Source organism: Flavobacterium sp. GW823-FHT04A11 (assembly GCF_058796535.1).
This window is the reverse complement of sequence record NZ_CM179503.1, coordinates 3,313,164-3,338,979: the sequence shown is the minus strand read 5'-3', so window position 1 is coordinate 3,338,979 and position 25,816 is coordinate 3,313,164. Positions and strand designations below refer to the sequence as shown.

Below are 25,816 nucleotides of genomic sequence, written 5' to 3'. Positions count from 1 at the left end.
ATTGGGATTTGGATTTTTTTTTTGATTTCGAGTAATGACAAATAAGCAGAGTCTTTTTTGGAATCCAAAAGACATTATATTAAGCCGTATCAATTAAACACATAGAAACATAGATTAATATACTTTAAAAAAAGGCGTTTCACTGGCATTAACAAACATAGCTATGTGTGTTGAAACAAGTGAAACGCCTTTACTCATAAAGAAAAGCTATGTTTCTATGTGTTTAAATAAATGCACTCCAATTAATATTGTAGGAGGCAAATTCTGCAATCTTGTCATTCCGACGGAGGAGGAATCTCCACAAGAAACTCTACAAAGATTGGCTACTTTCTATACGGAGCTACTTGCGGAGATTCTTCGTTCCTCAGAATGACAAAATTGCGTGTATTTTTTAAGTAAAATTCCAATAAAAAAATTCCAAATTCCAAATCGTAACAGACTTGGAATTTGGAATTTAAAAATTGGAATTTAATTTTTATCTACATAAACTTACTAACCGCTTTCACAAAATAAGGCGAATCATTCCAGCGTATTTTTCTATAAGCAAAATCTTTTTTGAGCGTATCCGGAAGGCAATCCCAAATGGCTTCGTTCATTTTTTCTAGCAACAATTTCTTCGAAAAAGAATCTGAAACTACCAGACTAATTTCTCTTACGGGAATTGGTTCTTTAAAAGGCTTGAACAATTTTGACGATGCTTCGTTTAGTATCGAAAGCTGGGGAATAATAGCAAATCCCAATTGTGCGCGAACCAGATTTTTCAGTGTTTCTATCGAACTGATATCGTACGTAAACTGCTCTTTTATTTTATCTGAACCTTTTAAGCCGCAGATATCCAAAAGCTGTGCATTATAGCAAAATTCATGGTGAAGCAGCAATAATTCGGTTTTGTCTCCGGGCTGTAATTCATAAAACTCTTCATTTGCCATTGGGTGCAATTCATTCAAATAGGCAACAAAAGGTTCTTTAAAAATAGGATGTTCAATTAAATTCGGGTTTCCTGTTGGCGTTGCCATAATCGCAACATCAATGGCACCGGTTTCTAAATCCTTCATCAACTGTCCCGTATTGGATTCTCTGATGATAAAATGCACTTTCGGAGCCGCTTCTTTCATCGCTTTTATAAACAACGGAATCAAATAAGGCGATAAAGTTGAAATAATACCGAGCTTCAACTCCCCTTCCAGCAAGTTTTTTTCGTTAACCACAAAATCCCGAATCTCATCCGCCTCGCGAAGGATTTTTTTGGCTTTGTTGATAATCTCCGTTCCTAATAGTGTTGGTGTAAGTGGCACTTTATTGCGGTCAAAGATCTTGATTCCAATTTCTTCTTCGAGGTTTTTTAACTGAATCGTAAGTCCGGGTTGTGTAACCATGCAAACTTCTGCTGCTCTTGCAAAATGGCGTTCTTCGTCTAAGGCTACTATATATTTTAACTGCTGAATGGTCATTGATTATAATTTTATTTTATAAAGATAGAAAAATATCAATTTGAATTATAAAACTATCTTGATTTAACCGCAAAGTGCACAAAGTTTTTTTACTTACAGCACTTAGTAAAAACACAAAGTTCACAAAGCTTTGTAAATATAGCTTCGTGAACTTTGTGTAAACCTTTGTGCACTTTGTGGTAAAACTTTGCGGTTAAATCTTCACACCTTAATTCGGCAATTTTGTATCATCCATCAAAGATTCTAATTTTTTCAGTTTCGATCCCCAGAATTCATCAAAGTATGAAATCCAGGTTTTTAGTTCTTCAAAACCATCTTTTTTCAGACTGCAATAACGTTCGCGTCCGCTGTCTTCTATCGAAATAAAACCGGCGTTATTCAGGATTTTAACGTGTTTTGAAACCGCTGGCCTGCTCATGTCAAAATGATCGGCAAGCGAGTTAATAGTCAGGCGGTCTTCGCAAAGCAATAAGAGCATTTTTCTTCTGCTTGGATCTCCAATAACCTGAAAAACATCAAGAGCAGGTGTTGCCATTTTATGCGTTTATTAAGTTGGCGATTTTTTCGAATTTTTCCACCCATCCGTGATTGAAACCATTGAAAAAACCAAGATTTTCTTCTTTGGCAAAACCATTATGTTCGAGGAATACAGTAGTGCCTTCGGCGGTTGATTCCAGTTTCCAGATCACTACAGAATCAAGTGTAATTTTGCCTTCTCCAGGTCCGGCTTTCCAGGAATAGGAAAGTTTTTTAAACGGTTCAATTTCTAATACCGTGCAATAGAAAATCCCGTCGAAATTTAAACTTTCAATTGCATTTGTCCTAAACTGAAAATCAGTTCCTGCAACGGGTTGAAAATTATTTTTCATTAGCCAAAGCTCCATTAAATCGGAGTTGGTCAAATATTGCCAAACCTTTTCAGGAGAATGGGCAAAGAAATACTGATATTTTATGCTTCTTTCCATAATAAGTAACTTTTAAGTTACACAAATATATAGGTAACTTTTGAGTTACGCAAATAATTTAAAAGAAAATGCACAAAATCAATTATTTGTGCATTTTTTAATTTTTATTGAAAATGAAACGATATTATCAGGAATTATAATTGTATTATAAATTTCCAAATAAAAAAGCGATCTAATAGATCGCTTTTTATATTTTTAGGTAAGTTATTGACAACTTTTTATATTGGCAACTTTACGTTTTCCAATGTTTTTTTTGCAAACTCGATTTTTTCCGGAAATAAATTTTTTCCATTAATTTCATCCGCAACTTTCGATAATCTTTTTCTGGTTGCTTTAGACATTGGTGTTATATTTATTTTTGCCTCTGCTTTTTCTTCATTTCTCATAACAATCAATCTTTTATGCTATACAAAATTATCTATTTTTTCTTATAAACCAGTATTGCGGTATATTTATTTTTAGCTACATAATGAACAAATATTTTCTTTTCTTCATCAAATCCATAAAATATATAGTCATTTGAAAACACTTCAATTTTTTTATCTAAGAAATGAATATACATTCTAATTCTTCTGTGTTTATTTTTACAAATTATATGACACTTTTTAGAGCAGGAATTTCGACATTCTTCTTCGAATAATTCCTGACTATCACTACCTTGAATAAAAATGGGAAAATCCGGATATTCATTTAAAAATTTAGGTATTGTGCTTAATACGGTATTGAATACTTTTCTTGCATCACCATTATTACTACTTATTCTATCAGAAATACTTTTAGTTTCAAAATCATAATCTCCAAAACCTAAATTAAATACAATTCCTCCACTTTTAGTTTCAAATTTAGAATATTCAACTCCTTTAATTAGGTTCTTCTTGCCATGACTTTCAAATAGATATTGAACAGTAGTATCATATGGCAAAAAGGAAGTATCATAACTTTCAATATTTATCAAAACTTTTTTGATGCAATGATAACATATTTTGATAAATTAATCATTAAAAATGTAATACAATATTTACAAAATATATTTATATGAATATTTATTTCTTGACTTCACTCTTCAACTGCAGCGCTCTTTGCAAAAAACTTTGGCGTAAAATCTTGTTTTCGGCTTCATTAATCGCCTGAAGCAAATTATTCTGATTATCTGCAATATCACTTAAAACAGTAGTCATAACTGCCCAGACAGGCTTCATTTTTTCGATAAGCTCCTGCCCTTTTTGCGTCAATTGAAGCAAACGTTTACGTTCGTCGACTTTGTCTTTTTTTGACCGAATCAGTTTCTGTTTTTCCAGTTCTTTCAATAAACTTATTGTTGAAGGATGTGTGTAGCCAATCTCATTTGCAATTTCGACCACGCTCAAAACGTCTTTATGATATAAGGTGTAAATGACAGGAAACCATTTCGGCTCAAAGTCAATTCCGTATTCCTTATAAAGCAAAGCTCCGTCTTTACGCAATTGCTCGCTCAAGCGCTGTAATCGCGTTGAAAGGGCTAAAATTCCTGATTCATCAATTATATTCATTTTAATTCTTTTAGATTTAAATGACAAAATACATTGTCGGCACTCATCACCGGAAATTTTTTCGGAAGCGATTCTTTTTCGATTCTAACAAAATGATTTCGTTCGTAAAAACGCAATGCAGCTTCTAAGATCGATACGGTTCCCAAATATAAAGCATCGATTCCTTTTTCTTTGCAATAATCAATCAAAGTGTCCAATAATTTTTGCGCAATTCCATGTTCTTTTCCGCGAAATTCTTTCTTTACAAACATTTTTCTGATAGCCGCTGCATCGTCATCAAATTTAACTAAAGCAATTGTCCCTACCAGTTGCTCATTGATAAAAGCACCCCAAAATCCGCCGCCACTTGTGTGATAAAAGTTTGTTATGTCTAATAAATCCGGCTGATCTTCTAAAGTAATAGCAATATTAAATTCGTTTTGCTGAATATTCAAAACTAAATCTATTACTGCTTTTGAATATTCATTTTCGATTGGAATAATTATCGGTTTCATATTTTAAATTTTTACAATACAAAACTACGTAGTTAACTACATAAAAACAAATTTTGTTTTAGTTTTTATAATTTGCTTTCAAAAAAATAGCTTCTCACGATAAATAAGAGGCTTAATCAACATCTTAGTATATAAAATAGAAGACGCCAATATTCAATTTTGAAGTTTTAGAAGAAAAATGTAAACAATTGTCTTTGTGACAAATAACAAAATAATTTCTTGTAAGAAATTCAACAAGATATACCTTTTTAAAAGTTAAAATGCTACCAGAACAGTACTTTTATTAGGCAGAAGCTTTGTTTTTCACTACTTTTGCAACCCTTTTTTAAAAACTATTATAATTGCAATGGGATATTCAAATAATGATTTAACGCGTTTTTTAGACGCACAAAATAAACTTTATCTTACCGCTTTTTCTGAAATTGAAAAAGGGAAGAAAGAAACCCATTGGATGTGGTTTATATTTCCACAAATAAAAGGATTAGGCAGCAGCGATACTTCTATTCTGTATGCTATTGCCGATATTAAAGAAGCTACTGAATTTTTAAATCATCCTATTTTAGGAAAACATCTTATCGAAATTTCCGAGTTGCTGTTAACTTTCAAAAGAAAATCGGCAGAAGCAATTCTGGGAGATTTAGATGCCCAAAAATTACATTCGTCTATGACTCTTTTTGCACAGGTAGAAAATGCAAATCCGGTATTTCAGGATATATTAGATGCCTTTTTTTCCGGAAAAACAGATTCGGCTACCTTGGAAATTCTAAATTCCAATACTGAAGCTGTAGAAACTGAAATAGTATAGTTGTAGTCATTTTTTGCATTTAATATTCTTCTAAATTTCTCCGGTCATTAGAATATTTTCTTTTACTCCTTTGTTTTTCAGCATTCTAAAGTGCGAACGAACTGCATGATAAAAAGGATATGAAGTATAAGGAAGATCATATTCCTGCGCATAACGCCTTATAATTGGCGTTATATAAGGATAATACGTATGACCAACGCCCGGGAAAAGATGATGCGCCACATGATGCGTAAAACCTCCGTATAAAAAATTGGCGAGTTTACTGTCTGTGCTAAAATCCTTGGTTACAATCATTTGATGCAAAGCCCAGGTTGCCGAAAGATTTCCGTCATCATCCGTTACAGGAAAGTGCGCATCTTCGTCAACATGTGTCGATACAAGGGCTACAACGCCCAGCATACTTCCGCATAAATGCATCGCAAACCAAGCTCCTAAAACCACATACCAACGCTGATTTAAAACAAACATCGGGATAAAAAGCAAATAGATCAGATTAATGACTTTGGCCACAAATAATTTATAGATTTCTTCTTTTGGAATTTCATCCACAACCTTTTTTACGTAGTTGTCTTTCTTCCCAAAAAAATCTTTAAAATCACGAATATAAATCCAGTTTAAACTATAAAGCGGATAAATAAACCACATGTAAATATGCTGGTATTTGTGATAATTAAGTACCGGACTTGTTGGAAAAATCCGGATTATATCGCTTTGTTTGATATCAATATCCCAATCCGGAACGTTTGGATAAGCATGATGCAAACCAATATGACGGCGTATCCAAAGCCAGTGATTGCTGCCAAAAAGTTCTAAGGCATACGTAAACCATTCGTTGTGTTTTGGCTTTTTAAACAATGCTCCGTGCGCCGCATCATGAAATGCATTTATAAACAATACAATCATCGTGATACCGCACAAAATATAAAAGCCATAAAGTAAAGGCGTGCGATTACCAAACAGCAAAATACAGGTGTAAAATAAAAAAAAGAGCACTAAAAGTCCGATAGACTTTATAATATTGATTCGGTACAATAATGAATTTTTTAAAACCGTTTCCTTCACTTCTCGTTGTAACATTTTAAAAAAATCATCGGTACCGGGTTTAAGATAAACCGGGCGTTTTAATTTTTCCATAATGGTTTTTGGCTATAAATTCTGACATCAAATTTAAAAAAAATCTTAAAACCAAATACCAAATTCAGGAAGTTTTAACGCTAAAAATCACTCTTAAAACCCTTAATACTAGTTTTTTAAACTAATTTATGTTTTCTATTTTACTACAAATCCGTTTTCTTTCAAAGCATTTAAAACTTCGGTAATTATGATAGAACGATTTTTTGAACTGTCAGAATTATTTTCAGATGAAACCCAATATCTAACATTTAATTGCGCCACACCACCGGCTATATCTGCAATAAATGCCGAATCGCTATGTTCTTTATCAGTGACTTCATCATGGTTTTTCAGTACTTGTTTTACTAATTCTATTGCATGATTTAAATCAGAACCATATTCAAGTCCAATCGTAAAAGTCTGCAGTAAAAAACCGCTGCTGTTATAATTAATCAATGTATTTTTAATCAATAAAGCATTTGGAATATAAATGATTTTGCTGTCACTTTTAATTTCGGTGTCCCGAAGATTTAAAGTCAGCACTTCGCCTTTTACACCGTTGCTTTCGATAATATCGCCAATAGAAAATGGTCTTTTGAAAGCCAGCAGAATTCCTGCCAGAAAATTTTCTCCAATATCTTTCAGGGCAAAACCAATTACAAAAGCCGAAATTCCTGCTCCGGCCAGCATGCTTTGTGCGATTCCGTTTAAACCAATGATTTTAAACATAATCAGCAAGCCAATTATAATCAAAACCGATTTAATTAATCGGGCAATAAACGTGGCTAATAAATGATCGTGCATTCGAAGTTTCAGCCTTTTATCTGCAAATATTCCAATTCTTGTGGCAATAAACCACGAAACTAAAATTACGACAATGGCCAAAATAAACTTTGGCGTTAAATCGACTATACTATAATAATATCCTTCTAAATGTTTGTAAACGTCCTGAAAAAAATTGTCCATATATTAAAATTAAAGTCTTAAAATTAAAAAAATGACGACCAAAAAAATTATAGAATATTCCTTTAATATTATAAAAAGTTAATATTTCTGCGACTTCGCAATTTGTTAAATTTATTAACTTATAAATAACTTTAGTAGGTAAAAAAATGTTAAATTTGATTACCCAAATCACAATTTACTAAATAGTTATGAGAAAAAACACACTTTTAAAATCAAATCAGATGAGGCAATTTAAATCATTTTTATTGTACGCTTTCTTTTTATTGATTTCGTGGCAGGGCAATTGCCAGTACATTACACAAAACCTCGCACCTACCGCGGTTATTAAAGAAGGTTTATCATTAGAACAATCATCAGACGGAAGAATTTTTATTGCCGAAAGAGCCGGAATTGTCAAAGTTTTTCAAAACAATGCCGTTTCTACGGTTTTTACTGTTACCACAGTTACCGATGCTGAGCAAGGTTTATTGGGACTGACTTTACATCCTGATTTCGCCACAAACGGTTATATTTATGTATTTTACTCGATTGACGAAGCAGGTATAATCAGACACCGAATCGAGAGAATTCAAATCAACGCGTCCAATCAGGTTTTGGGCCGACAGGAAATTTTATTGCTTGAACCTATTGGCGGCGGATTTCACAACGGCGGCGATTTAAAATTCTTTAACGGATTTTTGTATGTAACGGTTGGTGATAGTCAGCAAAATACAAATTCGCAGGATTTAGATACTTATAAAGGAAAGATTTTACGTTTAACAGAAAACGGATTGCCTGCTCCCGGAAACCCTTATTACGGAAGCGGTTCTGTACAAAAACAAAGCATCTGGGTTTATGGTTTTAGAAATCCGTGGCGACTTGTGGCCAATCCGGTAGCCAATAAATTATTTGTTCTCGATGTAGGAACTTCTTGGGAAGAAATCAACGAAATCAGTAATCCAACCATACGAAACTACGCTTGGGGACATCCACAAGGCGGTGACGGAAAACAAACCGAAACGAATTTATTTACCAATCCCATCTTTACCTACGCAACCGGAAGTATTGGAAATGCCTTGACAAACGGTTTATTATACAACCCGACAACGCCTCGATATCCTAATCTTCTTGGAAAATTTATTATTAAAGATTTTGTTCGAAATGCCATTCGTTCTTTCGATCCAAATGTGGCTGATCCCGTTTCTACTGAATTTTATGAAGCGCCACAGCAACAAGCCCTTGGAATGATGTTAGGCAACGACGGCTATATTTATTACTGTGCCTACGGAAATAACGGTTCTTTAATCAAATTGGATTATATCGAAACCGCAGCGCCTACGATTGTAAATCATCCGCAATCGCAAACTATTATGGAAACTTATCCTGTTACTTTTAATGTAACAGCAAGCGGTGTGGGACAAACGTATCAGTGGCAGTTTAATAGCGTCAATATTAACGGAGCCACCGCTGCAAGTTATACGATTGCAAATGTAACTGCTGCAAATGCAGGACAATACAAAGTTATTGTGACCAATACCGCAGGAAATGTAACGAGTAATCCTGCAACACTTACGGTAACTCCGTTTAGTAATGCGCCAACAGTTGATCTTAAATTTCCGTTAGCCACCTTAAAATGGAATGCTGATGATGTGGTAAATTTTGAAGCTACAGCCACAGATATTGAAGATGGCGTATTGCCTGCAAGCGCTTTCTCGTGGAGTATGGATCTTTTTCACGAAGATGTTCCCGGAGCCGGACATTCACATCCCGGTGCAAGTCCGCAAGGCGTGAAATCAGGAACTTTTGTGACTTCCAATCAAGGTGAAAAAACACCAAACGTATGGTACAGATTTACCGTAAAAGTAACGGACAGCAACGGTTTGATAGCAACAAAATTTGTAGATATAAAACCCAATCTTGTTGATGTTACCGTTACGAGTTCTCCGGCATTGCTTAATTTAGAATTCAACCAAAAACCAGTCACTGCGCCTTCAACAAAACAAGTGGTAGCCAATGCAAAACTCCAAACCCTAAATGCCCCAACGCCGCAATATGTAGGCAATATTCGATATGATTTTGATCATTGGAGTCAGGGCGGAACTGCAAACCAGTCATTTCAGGCGCCAGCAACAGGAACTATAACCTATACGGCATTTTATACCGCAACTACCCTTTCTTCAGCACCTTATCAGGGATTAATTGCTCAAATTCCGGGTATGATCGAAGCCGAAAATTATGATATTGGCCCAAGTGCTTTTCTGGATACAAATGGCGGCGGAGATACCGCTTACAGAGCCGGAGACGGCGTAGGAACGGAAGTTTGCAATGAAGGCGGATTTAATATTTCGTACGTAGCAAAAAACGAATGGCTGAAATACACGGCAAGAGTAAATACAACCGGAAATTATGACATAAAACTAAGAGTAGCAACACCATACAATAATAAAGCACTTCATATTGAAGTTGACGGCATAAACGTTTCCGGCAGATTTGCGATTCCGAATACAACCGGATTTCAGGCATGGCAAACGGCAACAATTCCAAATATTCCACTAACGCAGGGTGTTCATGTGATCACGCTTTGGTTTGACGAAGCAGATGTAAACGTCAACAAAATGGAATTTTCATTGTCTGGAAATGCCACAACGCCGGTTGCTGATTTTGAAGTTAATCCGCAAATGGGTTGTATCAATGCCGGAGTTACTTTTACGTCGGTTTCTACTGGCACAATCGATACTTATGTTTGGAATTTTGGCGATGGCGCAACACCCGCAACTGCAACTGGAATTGGACCTCACACAGTTCTTTATGGTACGGAAGGTGATAAAATAGTTTCTCTAACTGTAACCAATACAGCGGGAACGAATAAAAAAGAGATCGATTATATGGTTCACAACTGTACTCTGGGTGTAGATTTTCCTGCTGAAGATTCTAAAAAAGTACTTGTTTTCCCAAATCCTTCCACAGGAATTTACCATCTTTCAAAAGAAATGGACTGGACAATTTATTCTCCTTTAGGCATTAAAATCAAAGAAGGAAAAGGAAATTTAATCAATATATCAGAACAGGCTTCGGGGGTTTATTTCATCAAAAATAAGGCAACAAGCAAAGCAATTCACATTGTAAAACAATAATTATTTTTAGCTGCGAATTCACGAATTACAGTAACTAATTCGTGAATTTGTGCTAAAACCTTTTGTCTCATTTTTATATTATTGTTTTACTTAGAAAGAAGTATAACTTATAAAAAAGAACATTATGGGAAGAATACATTTATTTGAATTTGAAGATCAAAAATGGTTTCCTTCTTTTTTAAGAAACTACGGAACCGATTTTTTACAATTTCTGTCTAATAAAAGCGGAATGTACAAACCCGTCATCCCTTTATTAGAAGATTTATTGAAAGAAAACAAAACCAATACTATAGTTGATCTCGCTTCCGGCGGTGGCGGCGGATTGATTTGGATCAACTGTGAACTGGATAAAAGAATTCATGACCTGAGAATCATCTTAACGGATTATTATCCCAACATTTCGGCTTTTGAATATACCAAAAAACAATCTGATAATTTTGAATATTACAGCTATAGCGTAGATGCCAGACATGTTCCAGCTGAATTAAAAGGTATCAGAACACAATTTTTGTCTTTTCATCATTTCAAACCAAAAGATGCAGCACAAATTCTTCAAAATGCTGTTGATTCCCGTTCTGCAATTGCCATCTTTGAAGTACAGGAAAGAAGTTTTCCCAGTATTCTGGCCATGATTTTCTCTCCTTTAAGCGTTTTAATTACAACTCCTTTTATCAGGCCTTTCAAAATTGGACGGCTTATTTTTACTTATCTCATTCCCATTGTACCGCTTTTTGTTTTGTGGGATGGCATAATCTCTTCTTTAAGAACTTATTCTGTCGAAGAAATGAAAAATCTGGTACAAAATCTCCACCAAACCGAAACTTTCAACTGGCAAATCAACAGGGTAAAATCAGGACCGGGAGTCGTATTATATTTAATAGGAACGCAGAAAAATTAAGATCTTATTCGCTTAAAAAAAGAGAATTCAATATCTTTACTAGATGATAGAAATAGGAATAGACAGTTTTGCTTCGGCAATGTACGGCGACAATAATACGCTTAGTAGTGTTGATGCCATGGAGCAATTGCTTCAAAGAATAGAGCTTGCCGATCAGGTTGGCCTTGATGTTTTTGGAATTGGAGAACATCATAAAAAAGAATTTTTAGATTCGGCTACAGCTGTAATATTGAGTGCGGCTGCCGCACGAACAAAAAACATACGACTGGCCAGCGCCGTAAGTGTTTTAAGCGCTGCAGATCCTGTTAGGGTTTATCAGGAGTTTGCCACTTTGGATTTAGTTTCAAAAGGAAGAGCAGAAATTGTCGTAGGGCGTGGTTCTTCGATTGAAGCGTATCCCCTTTTCGGATTTAATCTGAATGATTATGACGCGCTTTTTAAGGAAAAATTAGAGTTGTTATTGCAAATTCGCGATAATGAATTTGTGACCTGGTCAGGAAAATTTCGTCCTGCAATCAATAATTTACCCGTATATCCAAGAGCTTTACAGCAAAAATTACCGATTTGGCTTGGCGTTGGCGGAACTCCGGAATCTTTTATACGTGCAGGATCGCTTGGTTTGCCTTTGATGGTTGCCGTTATTGGCGGACAAACCTACCGTTTTCGTTCTTTGATTGATTTATATCGTGAAGCCGGAAAAGCTGCAGGTTATAAACCGGAAGAATTGAAAGTCGGCTTACATTCACCGGGTTACGTTTCCGGAACTACAGAAAAAGCAATCGAAGAATATTATCCGGGTTATGCTGAACTTTGGACAAAATTAGGCAGAGAACGTGGTTGGCCGCCCGTAACAAAAGACAAGTTCGATGGTTTAATCGACGATAAAGGTGTTTTAGTTGTTGGAAGTCCGGAGCGTGTTGCTGAGAAAATCCTGATGCACAGCGAATCGCTTGGCGGTATTTCCAGATTTACGTTTCAAATGGATAATGCGGGACTTACGAATAAACAATTAATGAGCGCCATAGAATTCATCGGAACAAAAGTAATTCCTTTGGTTCGTAAGGGTTAATTTGACAAAAAAAAGTACAAAGTTTGTTTCACGCAGATTTTGCAGATTGAGCAGATTTTTTTATTATTTTCATATAGACTTTATTCTAAATTTAAAAATCAAAAAATCTGCGCTAATCTGCCTAAATCCGCGTCATCTGCGTTCAATAACTCTGCGGTTAAACTATTATTCCTCATACATTTCCATCCACAAACGCGTTTCTTCCAGATCGAGTTCTTTTTCTATTTTTCTGAAAATTTCTTCGTTTACAGAACCGGATTTATGCATCGTTTCCAGTTTTGCGCGTTCTACATTCAGTAAATCGATTTGCAATTTGGTAAAATCATTGAAAATCTCTCCGCCCATTACATTTCCTTTTCCGAAGAAATTCGCCGGAAGTTCGGTTTTTTGCAAACGATTAAATTTGACTTCATATTTACTTTTGATATTATGAAGCAAATCATCATTTAATAAAGAAAAATTATCTTCAATATGCGCAATTGTTTCAGAAACAATAACATTTCGAATCTCATATTCTTCTGCCAATATCGAATAACGCTGAATTTTTAATTTCTTAATCACCCACGGAAGCGTTAATCCCTGAATTACCAAAGTCGAAAGTATGACGCAGAAAACCAGATAAATAATAAGGTTTCGCAACGGAAACACCTCCGTATCATTATTAATCGTTAACGGAAGTGCCAAAGCCGCTGCCATTGAGACAACGCCACGCATTCCCGACCATCCGAAAATAATCATATTGCGATAATCAAATTCTTCGTTAAGACGTATTTTTTTGCTGAGAAATCTCGGAACCATTGTCGCCGGAACCACCCATAAAAACCTAACGACAATAACCACCAAACTCACCGAAGCGCCCCAGATAAACAGTGACATTCCGGAATAATCACCAATTCCCGTAATTATTTGGCGCAGCTGCAATCCGATTAAAATAAAGATTAATCCGTTTAAGATATTCGTCAGCACATTCCAGATTGTATTGGTCATAATACGGCTTTCGTGCGTAAATATAGTTCCTGATCTCGCGGAAAGAAACAAACCCGTTGTAACAACCGCCAAAACACCGGAACATTCAAAATGTTCTGCAATCAAATAAGATGCAAAAGGCGTAAGAAGCGTAAGTGTCGCCTCAATAACATCATCACACACAAATTTTTTATGGATAATACTCATTACATAACCTACCACCAAACCAATAGCGATTCCTAAAGTCGACATGATAAAGAAATTCAATCCTGCCTGCCAAAGCACAAAATTACCCGCGGTGATGGCTGCAAGAGCATATTTATACGCTACAAGTCCGCTTGCATCATTTAGCAAACTCTCGCCTTCTAATATCGCAATAAGGCGTGGATGCAAGCCCAGTCCTTTTGTTATGGCTGTCGCCGAAACAGCATCCGGAGGCGAAACAATCGCACCAAGCAAAAAAGCTAATGGCCAGGAAATATCATTAATAAGATAATGTACGGCGACGGCAACGGCAACTGTGGTAAAAAGCACCAATCCAACCGCGGCAAGTGTGATAGGACGAATGGTTTGTTTAAACTCAGACCAGCTGGTATACCACGCTGCGTGATATAAAAGCGGCGGTAAAAATATGATAAAAACGACTTCGGGATTTAATGCAATTACAGGAAGTCCGGGAATAATACTGATCGTAACACCACAAAGAACCAGCACAATAGGAACAGGAAAATTATATCGTTTACTTAAAAGACTCAGGAATGCCACCCCGAATAACAACATGATGATTACTGTAATATTTTCCATTTTTTAGATTTGCTTTGGTCTGATTTTATATTTATTTGGAGAGTACGAATATAATATTTTATCTCATTTTTGTCATTTTGAAAAAGGAGAAATGACAAACTTTTACGAACAGTAAACCCGACAGGTTTTTAAAACCTGTCGGGTTTAACGAACAAAATCCTTGGAATGACAAAAAATAACAACAACAAAAAACGCCTCAATAATGAGGCGTTTTTCAAGTCATGTATTTAATTAGTGGTGATGATCATCATGGGAATGATTATCTTTTTTATTCGAATTTCCTTTTGGACCATTCGAATTATGTTTATTCGGTTTTTGTTTGTCCGAATTATGGTCCTTTACTGGCTTAGTTCCTCTGTTTTTCTGAGGTTTACCTTTATATCCTTTTGGATAACTGGCTACATGTTTTTGATGGTAAGCATAAGGAGCATCTCCTCGGTAATCATTTAAAACTACTTTGTAACCACTGTAAAGATCATATTGTCTGTATCTTGAAGGCAATCTTCTATCACGAACCCATTTACCACTGTTTTCATAAATATACTGGCTTTGGGCAACATCATAATAAGTATCAATATCAGGCAAATAATAATATCTTGTATCATCATAACCCGCCGGTCCCCAACTTGGAGGTGTACCAATATTTACATTGATCGAAACTTGCGCGTGGGCAAAAACACTCATCAAGAGCATTAGTGCAATTCCTAATTTTTTCATTTTTGTGGTATTAAGTATTATTTGATTTGAATATATCGAAAGTAGTGCCAATTATCGGCTTTCTCCTATCCATTATACCGAAAGGCAAAAGCAATCGACGAACACTGCTTTTTAACCGATCTAAACTTTTTCAAATTACTTACTCCATTCAATAAATTAAGAACTTTTATTTCCATCCTCCGCCCAAAGCGCGATATAAGTCAACCAAAGCACGCAACTTTTGTAAATTATCATTAACACCGTTCAATTGTGCAGCAAGAAGGTTTTGTTCTGATGTTAAAACATCTGTATAATTTGTAGCTGAACTATATTCTAAAAGCTGTTGCGTATAATCAACCGCCTTTTGAAGTGATTCAATTTGTTTTTTTCTTGAATCTTCTTTTTCAATTGCCATTTGGTACGAATACATCGAATTCGAAACTTCCTGTCCGGCTACTAAAAGACTTTGTTGAAAATTATTCAGTGCCTGCAATTGTTGTGACTGCGTTGTAGTTAATCTCGCTTTGTTGACACCCTGATTGAAAAGCGGCTGTGTTAATCCGCCAATTATCGAGTAAAAAATAGAATGATCAAAGAAGTCTTTCAATTCCAGATTCGAAAATCCTCCGCTTGCTGTGAGCGTTAAACTTGGATAAAAATAAGTTCTTGCCAAATTTGTATTTTCAAAAGCAACTCTGAAATTAAACTCTGCCTGACGAACATCAGGACGATTTTGTAATAATTGAGAAGGCAAACCTATTGCAAGATTTTCCGGTGTTTGCTGTTCGTCTAAAACACCTCTTTCTATTGGTCCGGGAGCTTGTCCTAACAATATATTCAAAGCATTTTCAGTTTCACGAATATCTTGTTTAATATCCGGAATCAAAACTTCTGCAGCATAACGGTTCGCTTCACTTTGTACAACAGCAGCGCCGGTAACAATTGCACCTTCTTTTAACGCTTTTATTGTTTCAACGTTTTTAACACGGCTTTCTAATGTTTCCTGCGTAATCTGAAGCGATTTATCATAAGACAATAATAAAAAATAATTGTTGGCAATATCAGCAATCAATTGTGTTTGCACCGCTTGTTTTGCAGCATCTGTCGCAAGATAAGTAGCCAAAGCCGCTCTTTTTGTACTGCTTAATTTTCCCCATATATCAGCTTCCCATGAAGTACTTAAACCTAATTTATAAGTTGTAGTTAAGGTATTGATATTGATTCCTGCCGGAAAATTCAAACCTGCTTCTGATTGTTTGGTACGGGTTACATTGGCATCCAGATTCAAGTTTGGATAATACGCCAATTTACTCTGACGCAGACTTGCACGCGCCTGAACAATATTTTCAATGGCATTTTTCAAATTCAGGTTCTGTTCAAGACCTTTCTGAATCAATGCATTAAGTTTTGGATCTTTAAAAACACTTTGCCACGGCATATTCGCCAGATTGGTAGAATCGGCAGAAGCCTGATCACGATAAATCTTATCTGTCGAAAGTGTCGTGGGGCGTTCGTATTTTTTGGTAACGCAGGCACTTAAAAGTGTCGCTGAGATTACCATTAAAATATATTTATTTGAACTATGAGTCATTTTTGTTTTCTTAATTAAATTACTACTCTTTATGAGCTTCTAATAATTGAACTTCTTCATCGTCATCTTCGTCATCATAACCATCTTTTGCCGGGCCACTCACTTTTTCCTGTAAAGTCTGGAAAACGATAAACAATACCGGAATAACGAATACTCCTAAAACGGTTCCGATTAACATTCCGCCAACGGCTCCCGTACCAATCGATTTATTACCAACCGCTCCGGCTCCTGAAGCAAACATTAAAGGCACAAGTCCTAAAATAAAAGCGAAAGAGGTCATTAAAATCGGACGTAAACGCGCTACGGCACCTTCAATTGCAGATTGAACAATTGGTAATCCTTTTCGTCTTCTGTCCAAAGCAAATTCGACGATCAAAATACCGTTTTTCGCCAGTAATCCAATCAGCATGATTAAAGAAATCTGAAGGTAAATATTACTGTTTAATTTGAATATAATCGAGAACAAATACGCTCCCGCCAATCCAAACGGAATTGAAAATAATACGGCAAAAGGCAAAATATAACTCTCGTATTGTGCACTTAACAAGAAGTAAACAAAGACAAGACACAATATAAAGATGAAAATTGTTTCACTTCCTGATGCTAATTCTTCACGTGTTAAACCAGAGAATTCATATCCATATCCTGCAGGTAAATTTTCTGCGGCTACTTCCTGAATTGCTTTAATGGCATCTCCAGAACTAAAACCAGGATTTGGTGCTCCGGTAATCGAAATAGACGTAAATAAGTTGAATCTTGAAATGGATTCCGGTCCAAAAACCCTGGTCATTTTTACAAATTCTGTAATTGGCGCCATTGTTCCTGAACTGTTTCGAACGAAGATTTTATTTAATCCTTCCGTATTCGTTCTGAATTCCGGTGAAGCCTGAATCATAACACGGTATTGTTTTCCGAATTTATTGAAATTCGAAGCATATAAACCTCCGTAATAACCCTGCATCGTAGACAAAATAGAATTGACTGACACGCCTGCATCTTTGGCTTTAGCCAAATTAACATCCATCATATATTGAGGGAAACCAGGATTAAATGGCGTTGTTGCGTATTGAATTTCAGGACGTTTTGAAAGTTTCTCTAAAAATTCAGTATTTACTTTAAAGAATTCAGCTGTTGAATGACCTCCTTTATCCTGTAATTGGAATTCAAATCCACCACTTTGTCCAAATCCCTGAATAGTTGGCGGTGAAATAAAGAAGATACTGGCTTCACGAATTCCGCTTGTTTTAGCAAAAAGCTGCGCAATTACATCATTTACGCTTAGCTCACGTTCATCCCAAGGCAGCAATTTTACAATAACCATACTGTAAGCACTTCCCGCTCCTGCTGTAAAGTTTTGTCCCACAATACGAAGCGTATTTTTAACACCCGGAATCGTGTGTGCAATACTGTCTACTCTTTTGGCCATAATATCTGAACGTTCCATAGAAGCAGATGGCGGTAAACTAATGTTGGCAAAAACAGTACCCTGATCTTCTGCCGGAACGAAAGCTGATGGCGTGGTTTTCATCATATAAAATAAAGCTGCACCGGCAATTAAAATCGAGGCCAATACAATCCATTTTTTAACAGAAAGGAAACTTACCGAACGTTTGTATCGCTCTGTTACATTATCAAAAGCAACGTTAAACGAAGTGTAAAAACGCTGAATAAAACTTTTATGTTTATGATCGTCTGCATGAGGTTTCAATAATAAAGCACATAAAGCCGGACTTAAAGTCAAAGCGTTAATCGCAGAAAGAATAATCGCAACCGCAAGTGTGATACCAAATTGTTTGTAGAAAACTCCGGTAGAACCCGTAATAAACGTTACCGGAATAAATACCGCCGCCATTACAAGGGTAATCGAAATAATTGCTCCCGAAATTTCATCCATCGCATCGATTGTTGCTTTTTTGGATGATTTATAACCGCTGTCGAGCTTGGCATGCACGGCTTCGACAACAACAATCGCATCATCGACCACAATACCAATGGCAAGAACCATCGCAAACAGTGTCAATAAGTTAATCGTAAACCCAAATAAATTCAGGAAGAAAAATGTTCCTACAATCGCAACCGGAACCGCAATCGCCGGAATTAACGTAGATCTGAAATCCTGAAGGAAAATAAATACTACAATAAAAACCAATAAAAAGGCTTCGATCAAAGTGTGAATTACTTTTTCGATTGAAGCATCAAGGTTTTCGTTAACATCCACAAGAAGCGTATATTTTACTCCTTTTGGGAAGTTTTTTGCCGCTTCTTCAATTAATTTTTTAGAATTGTTGATTACGTCACGCGCATTTGATCCCGGAGTCTGACTAATAGCCATCGCCGCAGATTCTACACCGTTTGTTTTAATTGTTGCAGAATAACTTAGCGATCCTAATTCTACTTTTGCTACATCTTTCAATCGCAGCAATTGCCCGTTTCCAACAGATTTGATCACGATATCACCAAATTCCTGAGCGCTTGTTAAACGTCCTTTATATTTGATTACATATTGAAAAGCCTGATTCCCGTTTTCACCAAATTTACCCGGTGCTGCCTCGATATTTTGTTCTGCCAGAGCAGCCGAAATATCGCTTGGAATCAATTTATATTGCTGCATGATATCCGGTTTTAACCAGATTCTCATCGAATAATCTTTGGCACCAAAAACCGTTACATCTCCCACCCCAACAACACGCTGGATTTGCGGAACAAGGTTGATCTTGGCATAATTTTGAAGGAAAGTCTGATCGTATGCTTTATCGTCACTATATAAGGAGAAGATCAATAAGTTACTACTCTGGCTTTTGGTTACCGTAACCCCGGCCTGAGTTACCTCTACGGGTAATAAACTCGTTGCTCTGGAAACCCTGTTTTGCACGTTTACTGCGGCTAAATCAGGATTTGTTCCTACTTTAAAAAAGATTTTTATAGACGCATTACCATCATTTGTTGCTGTAGAAGTCATGTAAGTCATGTTTTCTACACCATTAATTTGTTCTTCCAGCGGAATTACGATACTTTTTAGTACCACATCTGCATTGGCTCCGGTGTAACTTGCCGAAACGTTTACCGTTGGCGGTGCAATATCCGGATATTGGGAAATAGGAAGTGCTATAAGCCCTAAAACACCCAGAATGACAATAATAACCGATATTACTGTCGAGAGTACAGGTCTTTGTATGAATATTTTAAACATGTAATTTTATTTTAAGTCTGCGTAAACAGTTTCAGCATTCTGATTTTGAGTTTTAATCTGAGTTCCTTCTTTAAGAGATGCAACTCCTTCTAAAACAATCTGATCTCCGGCTTCTAAACCACTGGTTACCACATAATAATTTCCTGCACTATTTTCTAAGATCGTAATATTGGTATTTTTCGTTTTGCCGTCTTTTCCAACAGTAACAGCAAACATCTTGTCCTGAAGTTCGAATGTCGCACTTTGCGGAATAATTAATCCGTCTTTTACTTCTTTCGGAATTCTAACTGTTGTGCTGCTTCCGCTTCTGATAACACCTCTTGGATTTGGAAAACGCGCTCTGATATTTACAGTACCAGTTTCGGTATTGATTAATCCGTTTACGGTTTCGATATGTCCTTTTTGGTCGTAAGTAGATCCATCAGAAAGTAATAAGGAAACTGCCGGAAATTGTTTGATTTTTTGTGCCAGTGTTCCGGAACCTTGTGTGAAGTTTAAAAGTACTTTTTCGTTCATCGCAAAATAAGCATAAACGTTTCCAATACTTGAAACTGTCGTTAAAGGATCAGCAGTATTAGAACTTACCAAACTTCCCAGACGAAATGGAATAGAACCCACAACCCCATCAACCGGACTTGTAACGGTAGTATAACCCAAATTTGTTCTTGCATTGACTAAACTTGCATTGGCCTGAGCCAAAGTTGCCATGGCAGACTCATAATTAAATTGAGCTGTTTCTAATTCGTATTTACTAATGATTTCTTTTTCAACAAGAGGTCTAACCTTATTTACGGCTAGTTTTGCTGAACTTACTGCTGCCTGAGCGCTTTTTATACTGGCTGTTGCCGTACGAACTTCCTGCTCAAATTCAGGAGCGTTGATTTTAAATAAAGGCTGCCCTGCTTTTACAACAGCACCTTCATCAACATAAATTTTCTCGATATACCCTTCCACTCTCGGACGGATTTCTATGTTTTGCTGTCCTTGTATACTTGCCGGATAATCAGTAAATAATGTCGCTGATTCTGGCTGTAACGTTAGCGTTTTATATTCTTTAACTTGTGCTGCAGCTGCGGCCTGAGCTGCTTTGTCATCTTTTTTACCACACGAGGCGATTACGATAGATGCTGCTAAAAGGCTTAAAAATGATTGCTTATTCATTGGATTAATGTGTGATTTCTAAATTACGTAAACAAAATAACTAAATTAAGGTACGCAAAAATTTTGGAATAGACGAAAACCCAGACACAATCGATAGATATAAGTTTAGAGCCGATGGATATTTTTGAAATTTAAACAACTGTTTAATTTAAAAATTCATCGGCTATAACGTGGTTTTTAAGGACTGTAAATCTCTCTTTAGCGATTGCTTCAAAATTGCATCCAAATAAAATGTAATATTGTCAAAAAAAATATTAATTATAATGTGGACAAACATCTTTAGACCCTATTTATTTGCAGGATTACACATTCTTGGCTGGTTATTGTTGGGATTTCTAATGCTGTTTTACATCCCTATAACCTGGAATGTAATTCTGCCGTCTGTTTTTTGGCTCTGGCAGATTATTGTATTGGTTTTACTGATTATTATTTTTTATTCTAATGCCAAAATCATTGTTCCGAAAACCATTATAAAAGACAATATTTCTCCTTTTTTAATTTGGGCTTTCCTCACAATTGTTGCCATGCAGGTTATCGCTTACTTTTATACTTCACAAACAGACCTTCATGCAAAAGTTAGTCTTGTTTTGGGTTTCAAAAAAAACAGAAATCCTTATTTTGACAATTATGCTTTTATGCTGACGTTAATGGTTTTAGGAATCAGTACCAGTCTGGCGATGCTTCAGTATTGGCAGAAAGCCGCACAACACAAGCAAAAACTGGAACAGGATAAAACAATGGCCGAATTGGCGATGCTGAAAGCGCAGATTAATCCGCATTTTTTCTTCAATTCCCTGAATAGCATTTATTCCTTAACCTATACAGATATTGAAGATTCCAGAAATGCACTGCACACACTAAGCAGAATGATGCGCTATTTACTTTACAGCACGGAAGAAACAACAACTTTACTGAAAGAAGCCGAATTTATGAGAGATTTTATTGCTCTGATGAAACTCCGCGCCAACAGCAAACTGACGATTACGACAGATATTCCGGAAAAAATTCACGATTATCCAATTGTTCCAATGTTATTACTACCTTTAGTAGAGAATGCTTTTAAGCACGGCGTTCATGCCACGGATAAGAGTGCGATTCATATTTCGCTGAGACAAAAAGGCAGCACGCTTGAATTTGAAGTAGAAAACACGTATTTCGAAAAATCATCCACATCAAATGAAGGCGGAATTGGATTAACCAATACAAAACGCAGACTGCATTTAATTTATCCGCATAAACATTCATTAATCGCCGGCATTGGTAAAAACGGAATGTATAATGTAAAACTGCAAATAACTTTAGAATAATGACAATATTAAAATGTATAGCAGTCGATGATGAACCTCTCGCATTAAAATTGGTGCAGACTTTTATCGAGCAAACGCCTTTTTTAGAATTGACGGCGAGTTGCGATAATGCCGTTGAAGCCCTTTCTTTAATTCGCGAAAAACAGCCGGATCTTGTTTTTTTGGACATTAATATGCCCAATTTAACCGGAATGGAACTTGCCCGACTTTTGCAGGAACAACCCGGACCATTGCCGAAAATTGTTTTTACAACCGCATACAATCATTATGCTATCGAAGGTTATCGCGTAAATGCGATAGATTATCTCTTAAAACCTTTTAGTTACGAAGAGTTTTTGCGCGCTGCAAATAAGGTTTTGCAGATAACCGAAGAATCTTCGAATCAATATCAACCGATTTCTGCAGATGATGAATTTATCTTTTTGAAGGTTGAATACCAATGGGTTCGGATTTCGCTCAAAGATATTTCGTATATCGAAAGTTTAAAAGATTATGTAAAAGTACATTTCGACGATTCTCAAAAAGCCATTCTTTCGCTCATATCTTTAAAAGCACTTGAAGAAAAATTACCTTCATCAAAATTTATGAGAGTACATCGTTCTTATATCGTTTCTCTCGAAAAAATTAGCGCTATCAGCAAAAATTCCATTTTTATTGATAAAGCCGAGATCACCGTAGGCGAACAATACAAAGAAACCTTCAAGGCAATTGTCGACAAATGGATTAAATAGATTAAATAATACTGTTATGGAAAAAAGAGCAAACAAATATTATCTGACGTTAAGTTTAAAACAATACGCAAACGGCGAAACCGAACCTGCAAAAGAACTGGGAATCGAGTTTACGAATCATGACGAAATATTTGGCATAATTGAAAGAATAAAAGACAAGAATATATTCGAAAATGAAGCTGAGGCCACACAATTTGCACTTGGCCTGAAATTATTCAGCGAGATCAAATTGAAACACCGCAAGAATCCTTTATTTGATGAATTAAATGAAGTATTTCCTCTTTTCATGAAAAAGCTTAAGAGCTTATAAATTAAAAAACGCCACGAATTCGCGAATCTAAAAGTTATTAGTTTTAAAAATTCGTGAATTCGTGACGAAAAATATTCATTCGTAACCATTTTATTTTTCTTAATTTAGTTTAAAAAATAAAGTCATGGAAAAAATAACGAAAGAAGATATCAGTCAGGAAGTATTTGATTTGTATGATGATTACGCTCATAACAAAATCAATCGAAGACAATTTGTCGAAAAACTTTCCATTTTTGCTGTTGGAAGTCTTACACTCCCATCGCTTTTGAGTTTTATGACACCCAATTATGTCGACACTCTTTTAGTTCCACCCACAGATCCAAGATTAAAAAGCGGCTATATCAACTACGATTCTCCAAAAGGCGGCGGAAGCATTAAAGGACTTTTGTCTCAGCCCTCAGATACCAAAAAGAAATTAGCCGGAATAATTGTTGTACACGAAAACCGCGGTCTGAATCCTTATATTGAAGATGTGGGAAGACGCGCCGCCATCGAAGGTTTCATTACTCTGGCGCCGGATGCATTATCGCCATTAGGCGGTTATCCCGGCAATGACGACGACGGACGTGAATTGCAAAAGAAAAGAACACGCGAAGAAATGCTCGAAGATTTTATTGCTGCTTATGAATATCTTAAAGCACACAAAGACTGCAACGGCCATGTTGGCGTAGTAGGATTTTGTTTTGGCGGATGGATTTCGAATATGATGGCAGTAAAAATTCCGACTTTAAAAGCAGCAGTTCCGTATTATGGCGGACAGCCCACTAAAGAAGAAGCTGAAAAAATTACAACGCCTTTAATGTTGCATTATGCAGGTTTAGATACCCGTGTAAACGAAGGCTGGCCTGCTTTTCAGGAAGTTCTCAATAAAAATAAAGTCGAAAATACCGCTTATTTTTATCCAAATGTTAATCATGGTTTTCACAACAATACAACGCCGCGATATGATGAAGCCGCAGCCACATTGTCGTGGACAAGAACTATTGATTTTTTTAAGGAGAAATTAAAGTAAAAAACAGCAGATCTTCTCATAAATGACAAATTCAACCGTTTATTTTTATATTCCAAAACAAATCTCTTTGCTTGATTTGAGCGGTGTTGTCGACGTATTTCAGGAAGCAAATAACCTGGGTTTTGATTATGAATTAAAGTTTGTCAGCGCTGAATCTTCCATCAAATCCAATTCAGGATTAGAACTTTCTTCGTTAATTCCTTTTGCAAAAACAGCTCCGCAAAAAGAAGATATTATCATAATTTCCGGTTTTAGCACGCAGCAAATCGATAAACTTTCAGAAGATGATTTGTTTTTTAACTGGCTGCATAACGCAAATAAAAACCAAACTACAATTTGCAGTATTTGTACCGGAGCATTTTTGCTGGCCAAATCCGGACTTTTAGATCATAAAGAATGTACCACGCACTGGAAACTTATTGAAAAATTCAGAAAAGATTTTCCGCTTTTAAAACCTCAAAAAAATACCCTTTTTACCAAATCTGAAAATATTTATACCAGCGCCGGAATTGTGACAGGTATTGATTTGGCTTTATTTCTAATCGAAGAAAGACACGGAAAAGAAAACGCCACCAAAATCGCCAAAGAATTAGTTGTCTATAAACGAAGAAACGGAACTGACGAACAGGAAAGCGTGTATTTGCAAAACAGAAATCATCGCGACGAAAAAATTCATACCATTCAGGATTGGATAATTTATAATTTAGAAAAAACGTCAACGATTGATTTTCTGGCTGATTTGGTTTATGTAAGTCCGCGTAATCTAACCCGAATTTTTAAAAAAGAAACCGGAATTACCATTGCCGAATACCGAACAAAATTAAGAATCGAAAAAGCCAAAAGCCTGCTCGCCAATTCCGATTACAAAATAGAACATATCGCCCATTTGTGCGGTTACAAAACTTCAAAACAATTAAGAATGGTGCTCGAAGAACATGTTGAAGCCTTGCCAACTGTGCTAAAACTTATGCTGTCTTAAAACGACTATTGTTTGTCCTTTTTCGGCAAAACATACCAAAGTACATTTGTATCAAACATTTAAAAACATACAAATGAAACTTAGAGACAAAAATGCCGCATTAATCTTAATCGATGTTCAAAAAGGTTTTAATGACGAAGCTTTTTGGGGAGGAAACCGAAATAACAAAGATGCCGAAACCAAAATTTCCGAAATTCTAGAAAAATGGAGATCGCTTCAATTGCCAATTTTCCATGTTGTACACAGTTCTGTGCATCCAACTTCAAAATTACACGCGTCAAATCCGGGATTTGAAATCAAAGACGAAGCAAAACCAATTGACGGAGAACCTGTAATTGTGAAAAATGTAAACAGCGCTTTTATCGGAACAGATTTAAAAGAAAGACTGGATAATCAACAAATTACAACTTTGGTGATTGTGGGTTTAACCACCAACCATTGCGTTTCTACCACAACCAGAATGGCAGGAAATTATGGCTATGATACTTTTTTAATTGCAGATGCTACGGCTACTTTTGACCGAATTGGAATTAACGGTGAAAAATTTGATTCGGAGTTAATTCATCAAACCACTTTAGCGAGTTTAAACAATGAATTTGCAACAGTTATTAATACCGATAAACTTCTGGAATTGGTATAAAAAATGTAAATTTGGACTATCAATTT

Annotated in this window: 24 protein-coding genes; 10 read left to right on the top strand and 14 right to left on the bottom strand. The window is 36.0% G+C overall.

Going from position 1 to position 25,816, the window contains the following annotated elements; genetic code table 11:
* Nucleotides 1-479 precede the first annotated feature (479 nt).
* The 7 genes from AC3QL1_RS14370 to AC3QL1_RS14340 form a co-directional block, all read right to left on the bottom strand.
* The gene (locus AC3QL1_RS14370) at nt 480-1,451 is read right to left on the bottom strand and encodes a hydrogen peroxide-inducible genes activator (RefSeq protein WP_492492369.1); all 972 of its coding nucleotides are present in this window, start codon (nt 1,449-1,451) and stop codon (nt 480-482) included.
* Between the two features lie 208 nt (nt 1,452-1,659).
* Nucleotides 1,660-1,986, bottom strand: coding sequence for an ArsR/SmtB family transcription factor (locus tag AC3QL1_RS14365; RefSeq protein ID WP_492492368.1), 327 nt, complete (start codon nt 1,984-1,986; stop codon nt 1,660-1,662).
* 1 nt (nt 1,987) lies between these two features.
* Entirely contained in the window at nt 1,988-2,416 is a 429-nt protein-coding gene (locus tag AC3QL1_RS14360) for an SRPBCC family protein (RefSeq protein ID WP_492492367.1), read from the bottom strand.
* Between the two features lie 218 nt (nt 2,417-2,634).
* Nucleotides 2,635-2,802, bottom strand: a complete 168-nt coding sequence (locus AC3QL1_RS14355) for a hypothetical protein (protein WP_492492365.1) — start codon at nt 2,800-2,802, stop codon at nt 2,635-2,637.
* Between the two features lie 32 nt (nt 2,803-2,834).
* On the bottom strand, nt 2,835-3,371 hold the full coding sequence (locus AC3QL1_RS14350) for a DUF6934 family protein (RefSeq protein ID WP_492492364.1): 537 nt from the start codon (nt 3,369-3,371) through the stop codon (nt 2,835-2,837).
* A gap of 88 nt (nt 3,372-3,459) precedes the next feature.
* Nucleotides 3,460-3,945 (bottom strand): MarR family winged helix-turn-helix transcriptional regulator, encoded by a 486-nt coding sequence (locus AC3QL1_RS14345; protein WP_492492363.1) that lies wholly within the window; start codon nt 3,943-3,945, stop codon nt 3,460-3,462.
* Nucleotides 3,942-4,439, bottom strand: coding sequence for a GNAT family N-acetyltransferase (locus AC3QL1_RS14340; protein WP_492492362.1), 498 nt, complete (start codon nt 4,437-4,439; stop codon nt 3,942-3,944). Before AC3QL1_RS14340 ends, AC3QL1_RS14345 begins: the two co-directional genes overlap by 4 nt.
* A 346-nt stretch (nt 4,440-4,785) precedes the next feature.
* Here AC3QL1_RS14340 and AC3QL1_RS14335 point away from each other — a divergent pair, with 346 nt between their 5' ends.
* The gene (locus AC3QL1_RS14335; RefSeq protein WP_492492360.1) at nt 4,786-5,244 is read left to right on the top strand and encodes a DUF1810 domain-containing protein; all 459 of its coding nucleotides are present in this window, start codon (nt 4,786-4,788) and stop codon (nt 5,242-5,244) included.
* A gap of 30 nt (nt 5,245-5,274) precedes the next feature.
* On the opposite strand, the gene AC3QL1_RS14330 is transcribed toward AC3QL1_RS14335, so the two are convergent.
* Together AC3QL1_RS14330 and AC3QL1_RS14325 are read right to left on the bottom strand one after the other, a co-directional pair.
* Entirely contained in the window at nt 5,275-6,378 is a 1,104-nt protein-coding gene (locus AC3QL1_RS14330) for a fatty acid desaturase family protein (RefSeq protein ID WP_492492358.1), read from the bottom strand.
* 135 nt (nt 6,379-6,513) lie between these two features.
* On the bottom strand, nt 6,514-7,323 hold the full coding sequence (locus tag AC3QL1_RS14325; protein ID WP_492492356.1) for a mechanosensitive ion channel family protein: 810 nt from the start codon (nt 7,321-7,323) through the stop codon (nt 6,514-6,516).
* Between the two features lie 221 nt (nt 7,324-7,544).
* Here AC3QL1_RS14325 and AC3QL1_RS14320 point away from each other — a divergent pair, with 221 nt between their 5' ends.
* From AC3QL1_RS14320 to AC3QL1_RS14310, 3 genes are all read left to right on the top strand, one after another.
* Complete coding sequence (locus tag AC3QL1_RS14320; protein ID WP_492492354.1) at nt 7,545-10,436, top strand: PQQ-dependent sugar dehydrogenase; 2,892 nt, start codon at nt 7,545-7,547, stop codon at nt 10,434-10,436.
* 124 nt (nt 10,437-10,560) lie between these two features.
* Nucleotides 10,561-11,334: a hypothetical protein gene (locus tag AC3QL1_RS14315; RefSeq protein WP_492492353.1), complete on the top strand. Its 774-nt coding sequence runs from the start codon at nt 10,561-10,563 to the stop codon at nt 11,332-11,334.
* A gap of 46 nt (nt 11,335-11,380) precedes the next feature.
* Nucleotides 11,381-12,403: an LLM class flavin-dependent oxidoreductase gene (locus AC3QL1_RS14310; protein ID WP_492497580.1), complete on the top strand. Its 1,023-nt coding sequence runs from the start codon at nt 11,381-11,383 to the stop codon at nt 12,401-12,403.
* Nucleotides 12,404-12,568: 165 nt separating this feature from the next.
* Here AC3QL1_RS14310 and AC3QL1_RS14305 read toward each other — a convergent pair whose 3' ends face one another.
* From AC3QL1_RS14305 to AC3QL1_RS14285, 5 genes are all read right to left on the bottom strand, one after another.
* Nucleotides 12,569-14,173, bottom strand: coding sequence for a Na+/H+ antiporter (locus AC3QL1_RS14305; RefSeq protein WP_492492352.1), 1,605 nt, complete (start codon nt 14,171-14,173; stop codon nt 12,569-12,571).
* 231 nt (nt 14,174-14,404) lie between these two features.
* Nucleotides 14,405-14,890 carry a hypothetical protein gene (locus AC3QL1_RS14300; protein WP_492492351.1) on the bottom strand — a complete coding sequence of 162 codons (486 nt, stop codon included), beginning with the start codon at nt 14,888-14,890 and terminating at the stop codon, nt 14,405-14,407.
* A gap of 166 nt (nt 14,891-15,056) precedes the next feature.
* On the bottom strand, nt 15,057-16,460 hold the full coding sequence (locus tag AC3QL1_RS14295) for an efflux transporter outer membrane subunit (protein ID WP_492492349.1): 1,404 nt from the start codon (nt 16,458-16,460) through the stop codon (nt 15,057-15,059).
* Between the two features lie 22 nt (nt 16,461-16,482).
* On the bottom strand, nt 16,483-19,650 hold the full coding sequence (locus AC3QL1_RS14290; RefSeq protein ID WP_492492348.1) for an efflux RND transporter permease subunit: 3,168 nt from the start codon (nt 19,648-19,650) through the stop codon (nt 16,483-16,485).
* A gap of 6 nt (nt 19,651-19,656) precedes the next feature.
* On the bottom strand, nt 19,657-20,811 hold the full coding sequence (locus tag AC3QL1_RS14285; RefSeq protein WP_492492346.1) for an efflux RND transporter periplasmic adaptor subunit: 1,155 nt from the start codon (nt 20,809-20,811) through the stop codon (nt 19,657-19,659).
* A 263-nt stretch (nt 20,812-21,074) separates the two neighbouring features.
* Between AC3QL1_RS14285 and AC3QL1_RS14280 the strand changes: the two genes are divergently transcribed.
* The 6 genes from AC3QL1_RS14280 (at nt 21,075) to AC3QL1_RS14255 (ending at nt 25,790) form a co-directional block, all read left to right on the top strand.
* Nucleotides 21,075-22,118, top strand: a complete 1,044-nt coding sequence (locus AC3QL1_RS14280; protein WP_492492345.1) for a sensor histidine kinase — start codon at nt 21,075-21,077, stop codon at nt 22,116-22,118.
* Nucleotides 22,118-22,849 (top strand): LytR/AlgR family response regulator transcription factor, encoded by a 732-nt coding sequence (locus tag AC3QL1_RS14275; protein ID WP_492492343.1) that lies wholly within the window; start codon nt 22,118-22,120, stop codon nt 22,847-22,849. The genes AC3QL1_RS14280 and AC3QL1_RS14275 overlap by 1 nt, the downstream gene beginning before the upstream one ends.
* A gap of 16 nt (nt 22,850-22,865) precedes the next feature.
* Nucleotides 22,866-23,159, top strand: a complete 294-nt coding sequence (locus tag AC3QL1_RS14270; protein ID WP_492492342.1) for a DUF3861 domain-containing protein — start codon at nt 22,866-22,868, stop codon at nt 23,157-23,159.
* A gap of 124 nt (nt 23,160-23,283) precedes the next feature.
* Nucleotides 23,284-24,171 (top strand): dienelactone hydrolase family protein, encoded by an 888-nt coding sequence (locus AC3QL1_RS14265; protein WP_492492341.1) that lies wholly within the window; start codon nt 23,284-23,286, stop codon nt 24,169-24,171.
* A 22-nt stretch (nt 24,172-24,193) separates the two neighbouring features.
* On the top strand, nt 24,194-25,150 hold the full coding sequence (locus AC3QL1_RS14260) for a GlxA family transcriptional regulator (RefSeq protein WP_492492339.1): 957 nt from the start codon (nt 24,194-24,196) through the stop codon (nt 25,148-25,150).
* 73 nt (nt 25,151-25,223) lie between these two features.
* Nucleotides 25,224-25,790, top strand: coding sequence for a cysteine hydrolase family protein (locus AC3QL1_RS14255; protein WP_492492337.1), 567 nt, complete (start codon nt 25,224-25,226; stop codon nt 25,788-25,790).
* Nucleotides 25,791-25,816 lie beyond the last annotated feature (26 nt).